Source organism: Lysinibacillus sp. F12 (assembly GCF_057773605.1).
Genome location: NZ_JBYMLP010000002.1, coordinates 422,581 through 438,998 on the forward strand (window position 1 = coordinate 422,581; position 16,418 = coordinate 438,998).

Sequence of the window (16,418 nt, forward strand, 5' to 3'; positions counted from 1 at the left end):
ATTACAAACAAGGGGATTAATAATGGATAAACAATTAGAGCAAGTACTAACATTGAGAGAGAATGGCCAGCTGAAGGAAGCCAACCAATTAATGGTGAAGTTGGTCAATGAAAAACCTGAAAATGCTTATTACCAATTTCAATGTGCCTGGACCTACGATTCTTTAGGACAAGAAAAAGAAGCTGTTCCCCACTATGAAAAAGCCATTCAATTAGGATTAGAACCGGATATTCTATTGGATGCCTATCTAGGTTTAGGTAGCACGTATCGGACATTGGGGCTGTACGAACAAGCAAAACGGACATTGGAACAAGCGATCCACGAATTTCCTGAAGCAGAGCATGTCAAGGTTTTTTATGCTATGACACTTTATAATCTTGGTGAACATGCAAAATCTATGGAAACATTATTAAATACTTTAGTCATCACAACCAACCATCAAGGTATTATAGATTACAAAAAAGCTATTCATTATTACAGCAACAAGCTCGATCAAACATGGTCTTAACAAAAAAACAGGCTTCTATGAAAAGCCTGTTTTTAGCGTTATTTTGCGACATTTTGTGTTTTTAATGTTGAAAAAAAGATCAGTGTTAGTATGCCACTAAAGAAAAATAAATAGCTCAACGGGATTAAAAAGAAGTTCTTCTCCACAATTACTCCGTTTGCCAGTACCTCATCGCCAATAATTCCTTTTATCAATAAGCATAAAACACCTACCATCACAGGAATGGTAGCTAAAAAATATTTCTTCATCATGTCTTCCTCCAAATAATTTAATTATTGTATGTGATTGTTATCAAACATATTTTTTGATTTGCTATAGTTATAATACTTATCATCACATCTTAAGTCAATATTTTTTTATCGAAAAACAATAAATTGTTATTGTTTTTATCCCCTACTCATTCTTTCGCAAAAAGATAGAATATATGATAAAATAAGAACATACATTCCACCTCTCTTAAATTATTTTTACCTGTGTACGTTTTGTTAGTTGAGTAATTTTTGTGCGAGCGATACTTACTAACAATATTCTAATGTCGGATAATCTGTTACAAGGTTTTTAAAAAAACAGCTACTCCTATAAAAAAAGTAACTGTTTTTCCAACGATTAAATAGAAGCCGAAGCTTGTTGTATTAAGGCAGCGACCATTTTATCCATTTGAGCGAAGCGATCATCCTGTGTTTGCCCTTTGGCATAGCGATAATAGATTTGCTGACAAATGACGGCTAATTTGAAATAAGCGAATGTACAATAATACTGAATGTCTGAAATATCTCTCCCACTTTTTTCAGCATAACGTTCCATAAATTGCTGACGAGAATAAAATCCTGGCAAAACCGTAACGGGTGGGTCGCCTAGTGCATGTAATAGCATTTTTGGATCATCCGCTTGCATCCAATAACTCATCGCGACACCTACATCAGCTAGTGGATCCCCTACTGTGGTCATTTCCCAATCAAATAAACCAATCATGTCGGAATAGTCCTCAGAGAACATAGCATTATTCAATTTATAGTCATAATGAATAATGGTTGCCTCCTTATTAAGAGGAATATGTTTTTTTAACCAGTCTGTCAAAGCTTTTACTTCAGCATACTCTGCTGTTTTAGCTTTTTCATAGCGCTCGATCCAACCATGTACCTGTCGTTCCATAAATCCGTCAGGCTTCACCATATCTTTTAGCGGCGTGTCTTCATATGGAATTGCATGAAGTGCTACTAATGAGTCAACCATCTTTTCAGACAGCTGACGGGCTAGTTCCTCAGTCGGTTTTATTCCTTTTGGAAAATAGGTGTCGAGGACGATACCTTTTTTGCGCTCCATTAAAAAAAAATCGCTACCAATGATGTCTCGGTCCTCAATATAAACATAAGGTTTTGGAACCGCAGGTAAAAATGGATGCAATGCCGATAAAATTGTAAATTCCCGCTGCATATCGTGGGCCTTCTTAGCAACCGGACCAAGTGGCGGTCTACGAAGAACCACTTCAAAATCAGCTATTTTCAAGCAATATGTTAAATTGGAATGACCAGCACTAAATTGTGAAATTTCCAATTGACCCTGTGGTAGTTCAGAAAAATGGCTTTCTAAAAAAGCGTGCAATTTGACTGCATCTAGTCGTTCACTTGACCTTACTTGCATTGTATCCATCTTATCCCTCCCTTAAATAATGGCACTCATGCCCCCATCAACAACAACGACGTCCCCTGTCACATAATCTGATGCCGCTGATGCTAGAAATAACGCCACACCCTTTAAATCATTTTCGGAGCCAAGTCTTTTTAAAGGTGTAGCACCCATCAAATAATCTTGACCTCGTTCAATTAATACATTGGACATTTTGGTTGGAAAAAAACCCGGTGCAATGGCATTGACATGTACACCATAAGGTCCCCATTTGACAGCTAAATCCTTCGTTAATGTTATAACAGCACCTTTGCTTGCATTATAGGCAACGGTATCCATAAACGCAGGTAGAGTACCACCAAGCCCTGCGATGGAAGCAATATTAATAATTTTCCCGGTTTTCTGCTCTACCATCCTTTTGCCTACTGCTTGGCTCATTAGAAATGTTCCATTCACATTGACATCAAATACTTTTTGCCAGGCTTCATAAGGCATATCGATAGCAGGAGTTCCCCATGAGGCACCACTGTTATTGACTAAAATATCAATTTTACCGAACGTAGTCATCGTTTGCGCCACAACATTTGCAATATCCTCTGGTTTTGTCACATCACAGGCTAACGCTAATGTTTGAACCCCTAACTTTTCAAGAGCTGTCGCAACCTCCTCACAGGCTTCCACTTTTCGCGAGCATAAGACAACATTGGCTCCAGCCTCTGCAAAGCCTTGGGCAATTTGCGCACCGAGTCCTCGTCCCCCTCCTGTCACAATGGCTGTTTTCCCCTGTAAGCTAAATAATTCCAATACAGTCATTTCACCAGCTCCTTATGTTTATTCGCATGCTTTTTTAACTCTAGTTTGGCAACTGTATTACGATGTACTTCATCTGGTCCATCTGCTAATCGTAATGTTCGAGAGTTTGCCCACTGTGCAGCAAGTGTTGTATCAGGCCCTACACCAGCAGCTCCAAATGCTTGAATCGCTCTGTCTATAACTCTCAATGCCATATTCGGTGCAACAACCTTAATCATGGCAATTTCTGCTTTTGCCTCTTTATTGCCCACCGTGTCCATCATATAAGCAGCCTTTAAAGTCAAAAGTCTTGCTTGCTCAATATCAATACGGGACTCAGCAATTCGTTCACGCATCACTCCTTGATCTGCTAGAGGTCTGTGAAATGCATGACGCTCCTGTACACGAACACACATTTCCTCTAATGCCCGTTCCGCTGCGCCAATAAGACGCATGCAATGATGAATTCTTCCTGGGCCTAAGCGACCTTGAGCAATGGCAAAGCCTTTTCCCTCTCCCCATAAAATATGGTCTATGGGTACGCGTACATTCGTAAAGGTAACCTCTCCATGTCCCTCTGGTGCATGATCATAGCCAAAAGCCGTTAACATGCGCTCCACTTTTACTCCTGGCGTATCCATTGGTACTAGAATCATAGATTGTTGCTCATGAATAGGGGCTGTTGAATCTTTATGTTTACCCATAAAAATAGCTACTTTACAGCGTGGGTCACCAGCACCTGTTGTCCACCATTTATGACCATTTAAAATATATTCATCACCATCTCGTTCAATACTTGCCTCAATATTCGTGGCATCACTCGATGCAACTGCAGGTTCAGTCATCGCAAAGCAGGATCGGATTTCCCCATGTAATAACGGTTCAAGCCACTGCTTTTTTTGTTGTGTGGAACCATAGCGAACTAGTACCTCCATATTACCTGTATCTGGTGCATTACAATTAAACACTTCTGGCGCCAATAGTGAACGTCCCATAATTTCACATAATGGAGCGTATTCTAGATTGGTTAAACCCGCTCCATATTCACTATCTGGTAAAAATAAATTCCATAAACCAGCCTCCTGCGCTTTCTGCTTTAGCTCATCCATAATGGGTGGAATCGCTCCCCAACGATCCTCCATCGCCTCGATTTGTGCAGCATAAACGGCCTCATTCGGATAGATGTATTGCTCCATAAAATTCGTCAGCTTGTCCTGTAACTTCACAACTTTTTCACTATAGGAAAAATTCATTGGAAGAAACCCCCTTTGCTTGAACTCCGAAAAAATGAATGATTGTTCATTTTATTCTTACATTAAATGTTACCGCTATTTTTCTAGTAAATCAATTCCATTTCATGAATTTTCTAATTAAAAGGAAAATTTCATGTATATAGCAATTGGATTAGTTTACATTGTTTTCGTTTCAAAAAATTGCAGTACATCTTTCAGTAATTGACGGATAGCAAATGGTAAATGGCGATTTTTTAAGTACACCAAATAAACATTCCGACATAGATTCGCTCCTTCAATTTCCTTTTTAACAATGGTTTTAGCTGTCGGGCCTTGTAAATAGTTTTCTGGTAAGATGGTTATCCCTAAATTTTCTCTGACAAGAGATACAGCCGTTTCAAAGCGTTCAATTTCAAATTGAATATCAATGCTCTTCCCTGCTTGTTCAAAAGTATTCAAAATATCACGTCTTGTTTGAAATCCTTCTGTACTTATAATAAAAGGCTCTGCACTAATATCTGAAATCGATAAAGTCTCTTTCTTCGCTAATGGATGATGTAGGGGTAAAACAGCTACTAAACGCTCCTCATATAAGGTCTTAACTTCAAGCTCAGGATCATCCATCAGCTGATTGGTAATAATTAAATGCGTTTTATAGCTTTTCAAGGATTTTTTCACACGCTTACTGCCTAAAATATCCACTAAATGGATCATCATTTGCGGATAGTCTTTTTTATAGTTGGCAATTACTTTAGGAAGCCAATGCTTGATTGATTCCATCACACCAATCGTAATTTCACTCGTGCCATGTACAACGACTTCATCCATTTCTTTTTTTAGCACTTCCATATTTTTCACAATAACTTTTGCACGTTCAAATAGCACCTCACCAGCTTCCGTCAACTGCAGATTTCTAGTATTTCTGTCTAATAAGGGGGAGCCAATCTCATGTTCTAATTTTTTGATGGCATTACTTAAGGAAGGCTGCGAAATATGCAGTCTTTCTGCGGCTTTCGAGAAATTCATATGCTCTGAAACAGCGATAAAATATTGTAGTTGTTTAATATCCAATACGGTGATCCTCCCTCATTTATAGTTTAAAGCTATAGATTGATATTAATTATATATTAGTAATTATAATTATGTGAATATATAATGAATTACAACAATATTTTTTCTACAATAATATTTGCAATGGGGATGATAAGATTATGTACACAATGACAGATCAAAAACAATGGAAAGGCCGTATAGATTCTACAACAAATAGAAGCAGTTTCCGTTTACATCAACAAGTCAAACGAATCGCGATGAATGATGTAAGCGCTTCAGATAAGAAAGGTGCTGCAATAATTGGCTTTATTTGCGATGAGGGTGTACGTCGAAATCAAGGTCGAGTAGGAGCAGCAAATGGACCAAACGCACTACGTGAAGGACTATCTAGTTTACCGTGGACGTTTGAGGAGGAGCAACAAATCATTGATGTAGGGAACATCATTTGTCTCAATCACGCACTAGAGGAGGCACAGCGAGAGCTTGGTGATGTTGTTAGCACTCTCCTACAAAAGAAATTACAATGTGTTGTGCTCGGTGGTGGTCACGAAACACTGTACGGTCATTATTTAGGTGTTCGTGCGGCATTACCAAAGGACGCAAAAATCGGCATTATCAATATCGATGCTCATTTTGATTTACGACCATATGACGAGCAGCCTTCTTCTGGTACAATGTTCCGTCAAATTTTAGAGCAAGATCCACATGTCGATTATTTTGTTGTTGGCATACAACGCTATGGCAATACAAAAGAGCTATTCGAAAAAGCAGATGAGCTACAAGTGAAGTATGTAATAGAAGATGACATGACATCAGCGGCCAATATTCAGCCGTTAATGGATGATTTACAGCATTATATGGATCAACACGATTATGTGCTTTTAACATTATGTATGGATGTTTTAAACGCAGCAGCAGCACCAGGCGTAAGTGCACCTTCACCGTTTGGACTTGAACCGACAACTGTGCGTACGATTCTTCAAAAAGTGACTTCGCATCCACATACACACTCTTTTGATATTTGCGAGGTTAATCCATCATTAGATGAAAACGGACGAACGGTTAAATTAGGTGCCTATTTTGTCTATGAAGCACTGAACAACTTACTTGGGGGGCAAGGTTTATGATCGAAATTAATCAAATTACAACGGTGTTTCTAGCCGTAGCACTCTTTGCATTAGGCGGCTTTCTCATTAATAAAATTGGTTTTTTAAAACGATTTTGTATTCCAGCACCAGTGGTCGGTGGCTTACTGTTTGCTGCACTAGCGACCATTTTAAAGACTACTGGAACTTTAGAAATTTCACTGGATACATCATTACAAAGCTTGTTTATGATCACGTTTTTCACAACCATCGGCTTAGGAGCAAGCTTTAAGCTTGTTAAGCTTGGCGGAAAATTACTTATTATATACTGGCTAGCGTGTGGCTTCCTTGCCCTCATGCAAAATGTAATTGGTGTTTCTCTGGCATCATTAATGGGGATTCATCCTCTGATTGGTATGATGGCTGGTGCCGTGTCTATGGAAGGCGGTCATGGTGCCGCAGCTGCATTTGGACAAACATTAGAAGATTTAGGCATTTCCTCAGCGATGACAATTGGTGCCGCAGCTGCAACTTGTGGTTTAGTGGCTGGTGGTTTAATTGGTGGTCCAATCGTTAAATATTTAGTTGGAAAATACAATTTAACACCCGATGAACAAGAAGCTGAAGAAATCGAATATGAAAATAAACATGAACAAATTACATCTGATTCATTCTTTACTCAAGTTTTATTAATTACGTTCTGTATGGCTGTCGGTACTTATGTTGGAACATTATTCTCAGAAGCGACAGGCTTCGTTCTGCCAGGCTATGTAGGGGCTATGTTTGTAGCTGTCTTAGTCCGCAATATTATGGACAAATTTAAACCTGAAGCAATCAATATGAAGAGTATCTCATTAATTGGCGATGTGACATTAGGTGTTTTCCTTTCAATGGCACTGATGAGTATTAAATTATGGGAAATTGCTGATTTAGCGCTTCCATTATTTATCATCGTCTTTGCGCAAGTATTCTTTATTGTTGTATTCAGTACCTTCGTCTTGTTTAAATTACTCGGCAAAAACTACGATGCGGCCGTGATGGTTGCCGGTTTCGCAGGGCATGGACTAGGCGCAACGCCGAATGCCATGGCCAATATGTCAGCCGTTGTCTCACGCTTCGGTCCTTCTAAAAAAGCATTTCTCGTTGTACCAATTGTAGGCGCCTTTTTAATCGACGTGTTTGGTATTCCTATTATTATTACAACTATTAATTTATTTAAATAAATAAAAGCCGTGCTTTGTCTCTAAAAGACTAGTACGGCTTTTTCCATTATGGTAAGGTCACTACTCCAGTTCCACTCAAAATTCATTGAAAGAATTCACCCAACAAAAAAATCTAAATCCTGAAAAATGATCGGATTTAGATTTTAGATCGTATATTATTGTAAAATTTCACTAACAGTAACAAACTCATAGCCTTGCTTTTGTAAATAAAGAAGGACATTATCTAAACCATTGGCAGTCGTTTGATGGATATCATGCATTAAAATAATACTGCCATCTTTTACAGATGCTTTCACATACGCTAAAATTTTATCTGGATTATGATGCTTCCAATCAAGCGTATCAATGGACCACAAGATTGAAGGAATTGTCATTACCGAACGAACTTGTTCATTTGTCGCCCCATATGGTGGACGGAAAACAGTTGGATACTGACCAATCGCTGCATAGATGGCATTGCTTGTGCCATTTACTTCTTGTCTGACACCCGAGATAGATAAAGCAGTTAATTTTTTATGGTTTGATGTATGATTGCCAATTTCATGCCCAGCGTCATAGATTTGCTTGACGATTGTAGCGTTTTTTGGAACATTTCTCCCAACCATAAAAAATGTTGCCTTTGCATCGTATTTTTGTAAAGTAGCTAATATTTGCGGTGTTACTTTGGCGTCTGGCCCATCATCAAAGGTTAAAGCTACACGTTTTTTTGAACCCTTTGGTGCTGGCACACCTTTATTATAAACTTTATTATTAGTAAGCTGGATATTGGCTAATTCAGAAGCTTTGACATACCCTTTTTGGTCGCCCGCTTCTACATAAGCCCAGCCCGCAAGCGTTATGTAATGCTGTACAGTCAACTTATTTGACAACGTTCCTAAAACTTCTCCACTTGGACTAGCCGTCAAGCGTAAAACAGCACCATTTGGAGCATAGATTTGCTTCTTTGTTGGTACAGGTTTCTTGAGAGCATTTGTTGCTACATAGCCTATATCTTCACCGTATTGGGCGAAAGACCAGCCTCCCGGTGCTGTGCCATATACATATACCATACGTCCTTCGTATAGTTGACCAACATGCCGAGCATTTTGACTTGGCTCCGTAAATAAAGAAGTGCCACCCTTCTGAATGACTAAATATCCCTCCGATTTTACCTTAACTAAAACGTCGGTTGTCACATAGCCGGCCTGTTCGGGCGTTTGAATATGTGTCCACCCTTTACTTGCTTGGGTTACTTGGATGAAGCTGCCCTTCACCACTTCTCCGATTGGCGTGCTATTTATGGATGGCTCCTCGAAAATAACCGCATCTTTATTAACCTTTTGAATCTTTACTGATCCTTCAGCACTTGCTGTCAGCTGCCCCATCATTAAGCCTAGTAAAAACGTCAAACAAAAAGCATAAGCATAAGGTAAAAATTTTTTCATTATTTACACCGCCCTTGATGTCTTTCCATGTCTGTAAAATTGCTAAGATTTAACTTTCATTATAGAGTAATCGTCTATACCAGAAAATAGTTATAATCAACTAGATTCCAAATTCAAGTTTTTTAGAAAGTCATGGATACAGTACTCCTACCCTATTTTCTATAAAACTATGCATCCATCATGTTGATTTCTGCACCAACATTTCTTGCTTCAAGTGATTCCCAATATTAGAAGCGTTTTAACAATACGAACAACGTATGCCATGCTGTAAGCATAAAATTTATGGTGCTACTAATTCAACCTTTATTCTATCAGGGTCCTCAAAATATACAGCGTAATGCTCTTCTCCCCCTCCAAAAGGATGCTTATTGGCATAAAGAATAGTAACACCCCTTTCTCTTAGTTTCTTTGTCATATCATCCACCTGTTGACGGGAACTTGCATGAAACGCTAAATGATTTAAACCTACACGACTTCGATGATAAGCGATATCCATAAACCTTTCTTTCGTTTGGACAAAAACAATATAGGTGTCGTCTATTTTCCAGCTCCGACCACTTTCCCATTCCTGAAAAGGTTGATAACCTAATTCCTCTAAAAACCATCCCCAAAAATGAATAGTGTTGTGCAAATTAGAAACATTTATTTCTATATGGTGAATAAGTCCTTGTGACAAATGGATAAGCTCCTTTTCAACAAATTTTTTACCTATTCATTTATTTATCCATTCATATTGAATATCCGGTAAATTCTCTTCATTTTTATACCCTCTTCCAATAATAGTAAATCCATTCTTTTCATAAAACCGTTGTGCGTTTTTATTTACTTCAAACGTAAATAGTGTTAATCTCCCATTCGACTGTTTTTTTACTTTGTCTAGTAATGTTTGGCCTACCCCTAATCCTTGATAATCAATATGAATATATAGCTGACTAATTTCACTTTCATTATAAGCAATTATTCCAATGACTTGATTATCCATTAGCGCTATATCTATTTGAAATTCTTCAAGTAATATATGGTTTAAAAAATAAATATGGCTTTCCATGCTATGCCTTTCTTCCTGGCCAATAGCCTGCTTCTTGCTGTCTCGCCACATCATCACGGTTTGTTCCGCATATGTGGGGTTATACGGGATAATTTTAAATGGGTGTTGGTTCACTATTCCTCTACCTCCATGGTATTTGGCAACTGTTATTTATTTATTTCTTTCATTCCCTCACAAACATTTATAGTTTAACATAAATAACCAACCATTATAGAGCATCGTAGGCTGTCAAAGCATCTTCGATATGCGGGGGTGGTGTCCAAGCATAGCCTGGAGCATTTGTCGTAATAAACAGAAATTTTCGCCCATCTTTTTCCATTAAAGATGCTAGACATAACCCTGCCTCTGGCGTATATCCCGTTTTTCCGCCCAAGATTGTTCCATCCATGCCAGGCATTCTCGTAAATAATGAATTAGATATTAGCAATGCTGTAGGAACATGTGTCGTGTATGTTTTCGAAGTAAATATTCGATAAAAAGTAGGGTTTTCTAATGCATAACGGAGAAGCTTACTAATATCCTGTAGGCTTGATACATGTGCCTCATCATGTAGGCCACTTGTATTGACAAAATGCGTAGTGTCCATGCCAAGTTCCTGCGCTTTATTATTCATGTAAGTGACGAATTCATCCTCACTGCCAGCGATGGCTTCAGCAAGAGTACCCGATGCATCTGCTCCTGATGCAAGCAATGTGCCATATAATAAATCTTCAATCGTGACAAAATCACCTGCATGAAAGCCAGCCATAGAGGCATTTTGAGCTGTATATTTGGCAATTGTTTGTGGTTTGACAATTGTTTGCATTTGTAAATCATCCGTCATTTCAATCGCAACAATAGCAGTCATAATCTTAGTTAATGAAGCAGGATAAATAATGGCATCCGCATTTTTTTCAAATAATACCTCGCCCTGTTCATTCAGTAGCAAAGCATTTTTACTATGTAAGGATGGTAGCTCCAGCTGTGCAAACTCTTGTGTTTTGTTTGTATAATAGAAAACGAAAATCACGATAATTATACAGCAAAATAAGACCGATTTTTTCATAAAAAACGCCTCCTACACATTATAATAGGCGGCAATTTTGAATATTCCTTAAGTTTAGAAGAAAAAAGCTCCAATACGCTTTTATCCGTTAATAATCATCTTCGAAATTAGAACAAATTCTTGTCACTTCTTGATTAGCTAATTTAAAAAACACATCTTGAGAAACCTCTAATTTAAGTGCATCTTCTTTATGAAGTCCTGCATAAATCCCTCGTAAAATACGTCCCGTTAGACCGTGTGAGACAACAATCACTTTTGGATGATGCTGCTGAATCTCTTTAAGCCAAGAGGACAATCTGTTTACTACCTGTTCATAGCTTTCCCCATCTGGCGCATGGAAATACCAATTAAAGGCATCTGTGTTCAACAATAAATTAGGCCAAGTTTGCTGAATCTCTGACATTTTTAATCCAGCCCATTGCCCAACTGCCACTTCTGTTAATCGTTGATCAAACTCCACATTATTCTTATCGTAATCAATCGTTTCACAAAGTATTTCTGTGCTCTCCACGGCTCTTCCGAGTGGGCTTGATATAATTTTCCAATCATGAGCATGACCGATGAAGGCTTTCAGCATCCGAGCATTTTGTTGCACTTGCTCTCGACCAAGCTCCGTAAGAGGTGAATCTAGTTGTCCTTGATATCTTCCCTCCGAATTATATTCAGTCTCCCCATGACGAAGTAAGTAAATCAATTGCTGCATTAATTGGTTCCCCCTATCAATAGCTTACTCTCATCATGTTAGAGGATTCATACTTTTAAAGCAATAACATGATATAAACGAAGCCCAAAAACAAACATAAGGGACTGTATAACTTCGTATCATGTTTAGCAAATTGAGAATGCTTGATGGTTTTAAAAAAACCAACATATTTGAAATCACCAATTGCTCGTATACTAAAAACAATAGCACAGATGATACATCCCACTTTTGAATAGGTGGAGGCAGGGATGGCAGTTATATACCCCCCTTGGACAAGAATGAGAACACTCGCTGTTAGAACGAGCATCGCCACACTGAGAGTTCCCCATCTTCTAGGACTGAAAACTGCTTGTTGACTGCCTTCTTTCATGGGAATAACAGCTCCAGCCCCCCAGCCCCCGCCGAATGCCCAATATACATGAATAATACTTATCAACGATAATAGACACACTGAAACTAGTGATAAAATAAACATAGTCGTTCCTCCCTTTCTAGTAACAACATATGCCATCGTATGTTTAGAGGATAAATATAGTCCCTAGAAATTCGTTATTTACCTTCTTAGGGACTCATCAATTGCTATAACAGCAGCTTCACCATTTTCTCTAAATCAAAATGAGGGTTGGCTTCATATCGAGTCATCCAGCCAACATAGGTTAAATAAGCAAGCCTTGCTCGATCGATTGATTGTTCTCCATCCATACCCTTTTTTTGATAAAGCTTGGCAACACAGTCAATTCGTTGTTCCTCAATTTGAACAATGCGAGTAGCGACATGGGCATCATATTTAGACCAAGCATAGATGCCCATTTCTATTTTCTTATCTTTATGAAAACTTATACGCAAGAGCTCTTCTAATGTAGCTCCTTCCTGCTTCATACTTTCAATAATGGCCTTTGTTGCATGTGTTTCCCAATAATCGAGCATGGCCTCTAATAGTTGCTGATGATCACGAAAATAATGATAAAAGCTGCCTTTACTAATGTTTAAGGATCGAGCTAGTGCCTCGATACGTACTTTATGTATACCGTCTTCTGCTAATTGTTGTAGGCCAGCTTTTATCCAATCATCTCTCGTTACTTGCATGATCATCCTCCTGTAAAATACGATAGCGTATGTTTTGTCTTATATTACCACTTTAGTTATGACTCTTCAACTTTTCTCGCCTTTATGATGAACATTGATATGGTTATTCACTGTAAAATTGATGGTGAGCACACGTGGTAAAATAGCACAAACTAGAATAAAGGCTATGAGCTTTTTCATTCGCTTCCCCCTTTTCTTTCGGCATTGTCATTGCTCTGGTATAAAATATAGGAACATCCGAGTTGGACGTTCCTATGCTCTACAGAATCCTTTTTAACAGTCGCGTTGCCCTGGCCAGCCCCCTAGCATTTTACTTAGACAGACGATTTGTCCAATATGATAGGCGTCATGCATGGCAATACTCTTCAGTTCAAGTACTAATGTTCGTTCTCCACGGACCTCCCTCTCCAATTCCTCTTGTGTTGATTTTGCTAATATGTTTTCAAGTTCACGATGTACATACAAATATTCCTCTTTTGTATCCTTCCAATTTTGCAACGTCAAAGTTGGTAAACGGAAAGTAGCGTCATTATTTTCTGCCTGCGGTTCATTCTCTGTTTCACCAAAATATCGCATGAGGAGTCGCTTTTTATAGAAAAGTAAATGACAAACGATTTCCCAAATGGAATTCGTTGTCCCCTCAATCGGTTTCCAGATTGCCTGTTCAAGCGTAATATCCTCTAGCACTTTTTCAAGCGGTGGAAACCAGTCTTCCTGATCTAAGCAGCTAGTCCATTGTTGTAATAAAAGTGTCTTTACATCCATTTTCTTTTCCCTCCCATTTGGTGAATACCCTTCCTATGTTGAGAACTATTAGACTAGTTGTTTTCTTTTGCTTATTTCGCTCTTTATTCCAGCTAAGGCTTTTAATTTAATTATCGACTAGCCGACTCACACTAGAGCAGACCCACAACCATATTATTTTTAAAAAGTATTATCAAATAAATTTTCCGCCATGCCCAATAAGATGTCATGCTCCTCAAATGTCATCAGCTGTTCCTTTGTAATCGTTGCCTGTTGGATTAGCCGGTTTGACTGAATGGTTACTAGTTTTTCAAATAAGTTTCGAATATAACGACCGTTCGAGAAATTAGAGATGTTTTCTATTGGTATTTGATTCAGCTGCCTTTTCATATGATGGGCAAAGGATTCACCATAATGATAGTCATTCGTTTGACAAAGCATAGCAAAAATCTCATAGAGTTCCTGCGTACTAAAGTTATCAAACTGTACAAAATGATTAAAACGTGATTTAAAGCCTGGATTTGATTGTAAAAATTCATCCATAAGCTCTGTATAACCGGCTACGATGATCACTAAGTCATCTCGTAAATCCTCCATCGCTTTTAATAAACTATCAATGGCTTCCTTGCCAAACGCATCTTGTTTATCATTGATCAAGGAATAAGCTTCATCAATGAAAAGAACACCTCCTTTTGCTTTATGGACCACTTCTTGAACCTTTAATGCTGTCTGTCCCACATATCCTGCTACAAGTCCTGCACGATCAGTTTCCACAAAATGACCGCTAGATAGTACACCTAGATACTTATAAATTTGACCGATAATACGTGCCACTGTTGTTTTTCCTGTGCCCGGATTGCCAGAAAACACAAGATGATAGGTAATAGGAAAACTTGTTAAGCCATGGTCCACCCGCAAACTTTGAATTTTTATAAAGTTAATTAAATTATGTAGTTCCTTTTTGGCATTTGGCAGACCTACAAGACTATCCAGCTGCATTTGTAGTTTCTCTATCTCTTGCTCGATTTCAGGCGTAATCCGCAACCGTTCATCATCGATAAATTCGCCACTGTAAATAAGCTTTCCTTCTTCATTATAAAAGTCACCACGTCCATGCTTTTTGCCCTGCACTAGCTCCCCTATATAAGAGGCCTGTCCATTTGCATAATAAAGTACTCCTTGTCCTGTCATCGCATCCTCTTTAAACTGGCCTTCAGCTTGTAGGACCCCTTGTCGAGAATAGATTTTTCCTTTACCATGCTTCATATCTTCAAAGAAGTAGCCTTCATATTGGAGCGTTGTCACACCAAGAGAAAGCTCCTCAGCTGTCGGTGATTCCGTAGAATAATAGAGCTTCCCCGCCCCCTGCATATGATGCCAAATAAAATCACCTTCGTACTGTAAAAAACCATTTGGATAGTATTGTTTGCCTTTACCCTTTTTCATGCCATGAACAAAATCACCCTCATACTGTGGCTGATTTAAATGAGGATATTGTTCTCGCAAAGAATGATAAGGGGCAATGAGATCTTCTTTATAATATAAAACGCCATAACCATCCATTAAATCGTTCCGAAAATGCCCTTCATAATGAATGAAACCATCCTTATATAAAATGCCATGACCTTGTTTTTTATTTTGAATAAATTCGCCCTGATAAATAAGTTGCCCTTTTAAATACATCCTGCCATTTCCTTGTTTCATATGATTGACGAATTCACCCTCGAATAATCGTTCACCATCTTGGTCAAATAATATGCCTTTGCCGTCATAAATATCGTGACCAAAATCATTCTTTTTGACACCACCTTGATACATGATCGTTCCATCTGGATAAAAAAGTTCTTTTTCTACATGATTATGTGTCATTTTATTGCCTTCCTTTATCATTTCAGTATATGCTCAATTATAGCGTGGATAAGAATACATATGTGCGAATTTTTAGAATTTAAGGAGAAGAGCATGAAAAAAAGATATAAAATAGTTCTAGGCATTTTACTACCACTACTTATTCTGTATATCTCTACAATGCTGTTAACACGTGACACGGATTTTTCAACGGAGGTTACGGAACGACTTGATGTAGAGGAAATTAAGTCGATTGAAATTATTCGTGCCTCAGATGAAAAGACAATAACGATAACAGATGCAACAGAAATGAATCAAATCATGCAGCAACTGAACGAGCAACCATTAAAAAAAGTATGGTTTACTAAATCTAATTTTACAGAGGCTTATTGGATAACATTGGAAATTAACAGCGACCGTGAAGTTGGCTTACGTTTAGATGATGCCGAACATTTATTTGTTTATTTATATGAAGAAAACTATATGAAGGATTACAAACTTACAAGTGATTTCGATATGTCATTCATAGAAAAGCTTTTTCAGTAAAAAAACATAGACACACTCCATGCTAATGGATATTCCTATCCGTGATATAAGTTCCCATACCTTTTGAAGGGGGTAAAGATGAGGATTAAACTTTTTATTAGTTCCCTTTGTATGTTGTTCTTATTTGGTTGTATACCAAAGGCTTTGACTTTTTCAGGTGAAAATGAGAACTGGGAAGTACAGTTTGAGGTAACCTATGACAAAATGAAACAAGAACATTGTGGTGCTACAAGTGGTACTATTCGGTATATAGGCGATAAACCTCTTCCTAAGCAAATTGACTATACTCTCCAGCATGAAACAGAAACTTCTGGTTCAGATTCATTGGATAAAAATGGTGTTTTCATAATGGCTAACGGATGCTCCAATGCAGTTGAAAGTACAGAGGTTGAAATCACCATAAACTGGGATAACCAAACAGAAACGATACCTTTAACTGTTAGATAAAATAGAAT

Annotated in this window: 19 protein-coding genes; 5 read left to right on the forward strand and 14 right to left on the reverse strand. The window is 38.1% G+C overall.

Annotated features, from left to right (window positions below):
- Positions 1 to 22 precede the first annotated feature (22 nt).
- Complete coding sequence (locus AC3CH7_RS09200; protein WP_012294797.1) at positions 23 to 508, forward strand: tetratricopeptide repeat protein; 486 nt, start codon at positions 23 to 25, stop codon at positions 506 to 508.
- Positions 509 to 546: 38 nt separating this feature from the next.
- Here the strand turns inward: AC3CH7_RS09200 and AC3CH7_RS09205 are convergent, their stop codons facing one another.
- From AC3CH7_RS09205 to AC3CH7_RS09225, 5 genes are all read right to left on the reverse strand, one after another.
- Positions 547 to 756 carry a DUF3955 domain-containing protein gene (locus tag AC3CH7_RS09205; RefSeq protein ID WP_375142639.1) on the reverse strand — a complete coding sequence of 70 codons (210 nt, stop codon included), beginning with the start codon at positions 754 to 756 and terminating at the stop codon, positions 547 to 549.
- A gap of 358 nt (positions 757 to 1,114) precedes the next feature.
- Positions 1,115 to 2,158 carry a phosphotransferase family protein gene (locus tag AC3CH7_RS09210; RefSeq protein ID WP_012294799.1) on the reverse strand — a complete coding sequence of 348 codons (1,044 nt, stop codon included), beginning with the start codon at positions 2,156 to 2,158 and terminating at the stop codon, positions 1,115 to 1,117.
- Positions 2,159 to 2,170: 12 nt separating this feature from the next.
- Entirely contained in the window at positions 2,171 to 2,947 is a 777-nt protein-coding gene (locus AC3CH7_RS09215) for an SDR family oxidoreductase (protein ID WP_012294800.1), read from the reverse strand.
- Positions 2,944 to 4,179: an acyl-CoA dehydrogenase family protein gene (locus tag AC3CH7_RS09220; RefSeq protein WP_012294801.1), complete on the reverse strand. Its 1,236-nt coding sequence runs from the start codon at positions 4,177 to 4,179 to the stop codon at positions 2,944 to 2,946. Before AC3CH7_RS09220 ends, AC3CH7_RS09215 begins: the two co-directional genes overlap by 4 nt.
- 156 nt (positions 4,180 to 4,335) lie before the next feature.
- Positions 4,336 to 5,229 carry a LysR family transcriptional regulator gene (locus AC3CH7_RS09225; RefSeq protein WP_012294802.1) on the reverse strand — a complete coding sequence of 298 codons (894 nt, stop codon included), beginning with the start codon at positions 5,227 to 5,229 and terminating at the stop codon, positions 4,336 to 4,338.
- A 140-nt stretch (positions 5,230 to 5,369) separates the two neighbouring features.
- Between AC3CH7_RS09225 and hutG the strand changes: the two genes are divergently transcribed.
- Both hutG and gltS read left to right on the forward strand, forming a co-directional pair.
- Positions 5,370 to 6,338 (forward strand): formimidoylglutamase, encoded by a 969-nt coding sequence (gene hutG, locus AC3CH7_RS09230; RefSeq protein ID WP_036161928.1) that lies wholly within the window; start codon positions 5,370 to 5,372, stop codon positions 6,336 to 6,338.
- Complete coding sequence (gene gltS, locus AC3CH7_RS09235; RefSeq protein ID WP_012294804.1) at positions 6,335 to 7,519, forward strand: sodium/glutamate symporter; 1,185 nt, start codon at positions 6,335 to 6,337, stop codon at positions 7,517 to 7,519. Before hutG ends, gltS begins: the two co-directional genes overlap by 4 nt.
- 155 nt (positions 7,520 to 7,674) lie before the next feature.
- Here the strand turns inward: gltS and AC3CH7_RS09240 are convergent, their stop codons facing one another.
- From AC3CH7_RS09240 to AC3CH7_RS09280, 9 genes are all read right to left on the reverse strand, one after another.
- Positions 7,675 to 8,943 carry a polysaccharide deacetylase family protein gene (locus AC3CH7_RS09240; protein ID WP_036161931.1) on the reverse strand — a complete coding sequence of 423 codons (1,269 nt, stop codon included), beginning with the start codon at positions 8,941 to 8,943 and terminating at the stop codon, positions 7,675 to 7,677.
- A gap of 280 nt (positions 8,944 to 9,223) precedes the next feature.
- Positions 9,224 to 9,619: a VOC family protein gene (locus AC3CH7_RS09245; RefSeq protein WP_012294806.1), complete on the reverse strand. Its 396-nt coding sequence runs from the start codon at positions 9,617 to 9,619 to the stop codon at positions 9,224 to 9,226.
- Between the two features lie 36 nt (positions 9,620 to 9,655).
- Positions 9,656 to 10,045, reverse strand: coding sequence for a GNAT family N-acetyltransferase (locus tag AC3CH7_RS09250; protein ID WP_206700975.1), 390 nt, complete (start codon positions 10,043 to 10,045; stop codon positions 9,656 to 9,658).
- A 154-nt stretch (positions 10,046 to 10,199) separates the two neighbouring features.
- A complete protein-coding gene (locus tag AC3CH7_RS09255) occupies positions 10,200 to 11,036 on the reverse strand; it encodes a D-alanyl-D-alanine carboxypeptidase family protein (protein ID WP_036163942.1) in 837 nt (278 codons plus the stop codon).
- A gap of 88 nt (positions 11,037 to 11,124) precedes the next feature.
- Complete coding sequence (locus AC3CH7_RS09260) at positions 11,125 to 11,739, reverse strand: histidine phosphatase family protein (protein WP_036163945.1); 615 nt, start codon at positions 11,737 to 11,739, stop codon at positions 11,125 to 11,127.
- Between the two features lie 55 nt (positions 11,740 to 11,794).
- Positions 11,795 to 12,214, reverse strand: coding sequence for a DUF3995 domain-containing protein (locus AC3CH7_RS09265; protein WP_031417895.1), 420 nt, complete (start codon positions 12,212 to 12,214; stop codon positions 11,795 to 11,797).
- A 104-nt stretch (positions 12,215 to 12,318) separates the two neighbouring features.
- A complete protein-coding gene (locus tag AC3CH7_RS09270; RefSeq protein ID WP_036161940.1) occupies positions 12,319 to 12,825 on the reverse strand; it encodes a TetR/AcrR family transcriptional regulator in 507 nt (168 codons plus the stop codon).
- A 273-nt stretch (positions 12,826 to 13,098) separates the two neighbouring features.
- Positions 13,099 to 13,590: a DinB family protein gene (locus AC3CH7_RS09275; RefSeq protein ID WP_012294813.1), complete on the reverse strand. Its 492-nt coding sequence runs from the start codon at positions 13,588 to 13,590 to the stop codon at positions 13,099 to 13,101.
- Positions 13,591 to 13,749: 159 nt separating this feature from the next.
- The gene (locus tag AC3CH7_RS09280; RefSeq protein WP_031417901.1) at positions 13,750 to 15,438 is read right to left on the reverse strand and encodes an AAA family ATPase; all 1,689 of its coding nucleotides are present in this window, start codon (positions 15,436 to 15,438) and stop codon (positions 13,750 to 13,752) included.
- 93 nt (positions 15,439 to 15,531) lie between these two features.
- Here AC3CH7_RS09280 and AC3CH7_RS09285 point away from each other — a divergent pair, with 93 nt between their 5' ends.
- Both AC3CH7_RS09285 and AC3CH7_RS09290 read left to right on the forward strand, forming a co-directional pair.
- On the forward strand, positions 15,532 to 15,963 hold the full coding sequence (locus tag AC3CH7_RS09285; protein ID WP_036163946.1) for a hypothetical protein: 432 nt from the start codon (positions 15,532 to 15,534) through the stop codon (positions 15,961 to 15,963).
- Between the two features lie 78 nt (positions 15,964 to 16,041).
- Positions 16,042 to 16,410, forward strand: a complete 369-nt coding sequence (locus tag AC3CH7_RS09290; RefSeq protein ID WP_416277612.1) for a hypothetical protein — start codon at positions 16,042 to 16,044, stop codon at positions 16,408 to 16,410.
- Positions 16,411 to 16,418: the final 8 nt, after the last annotated feature.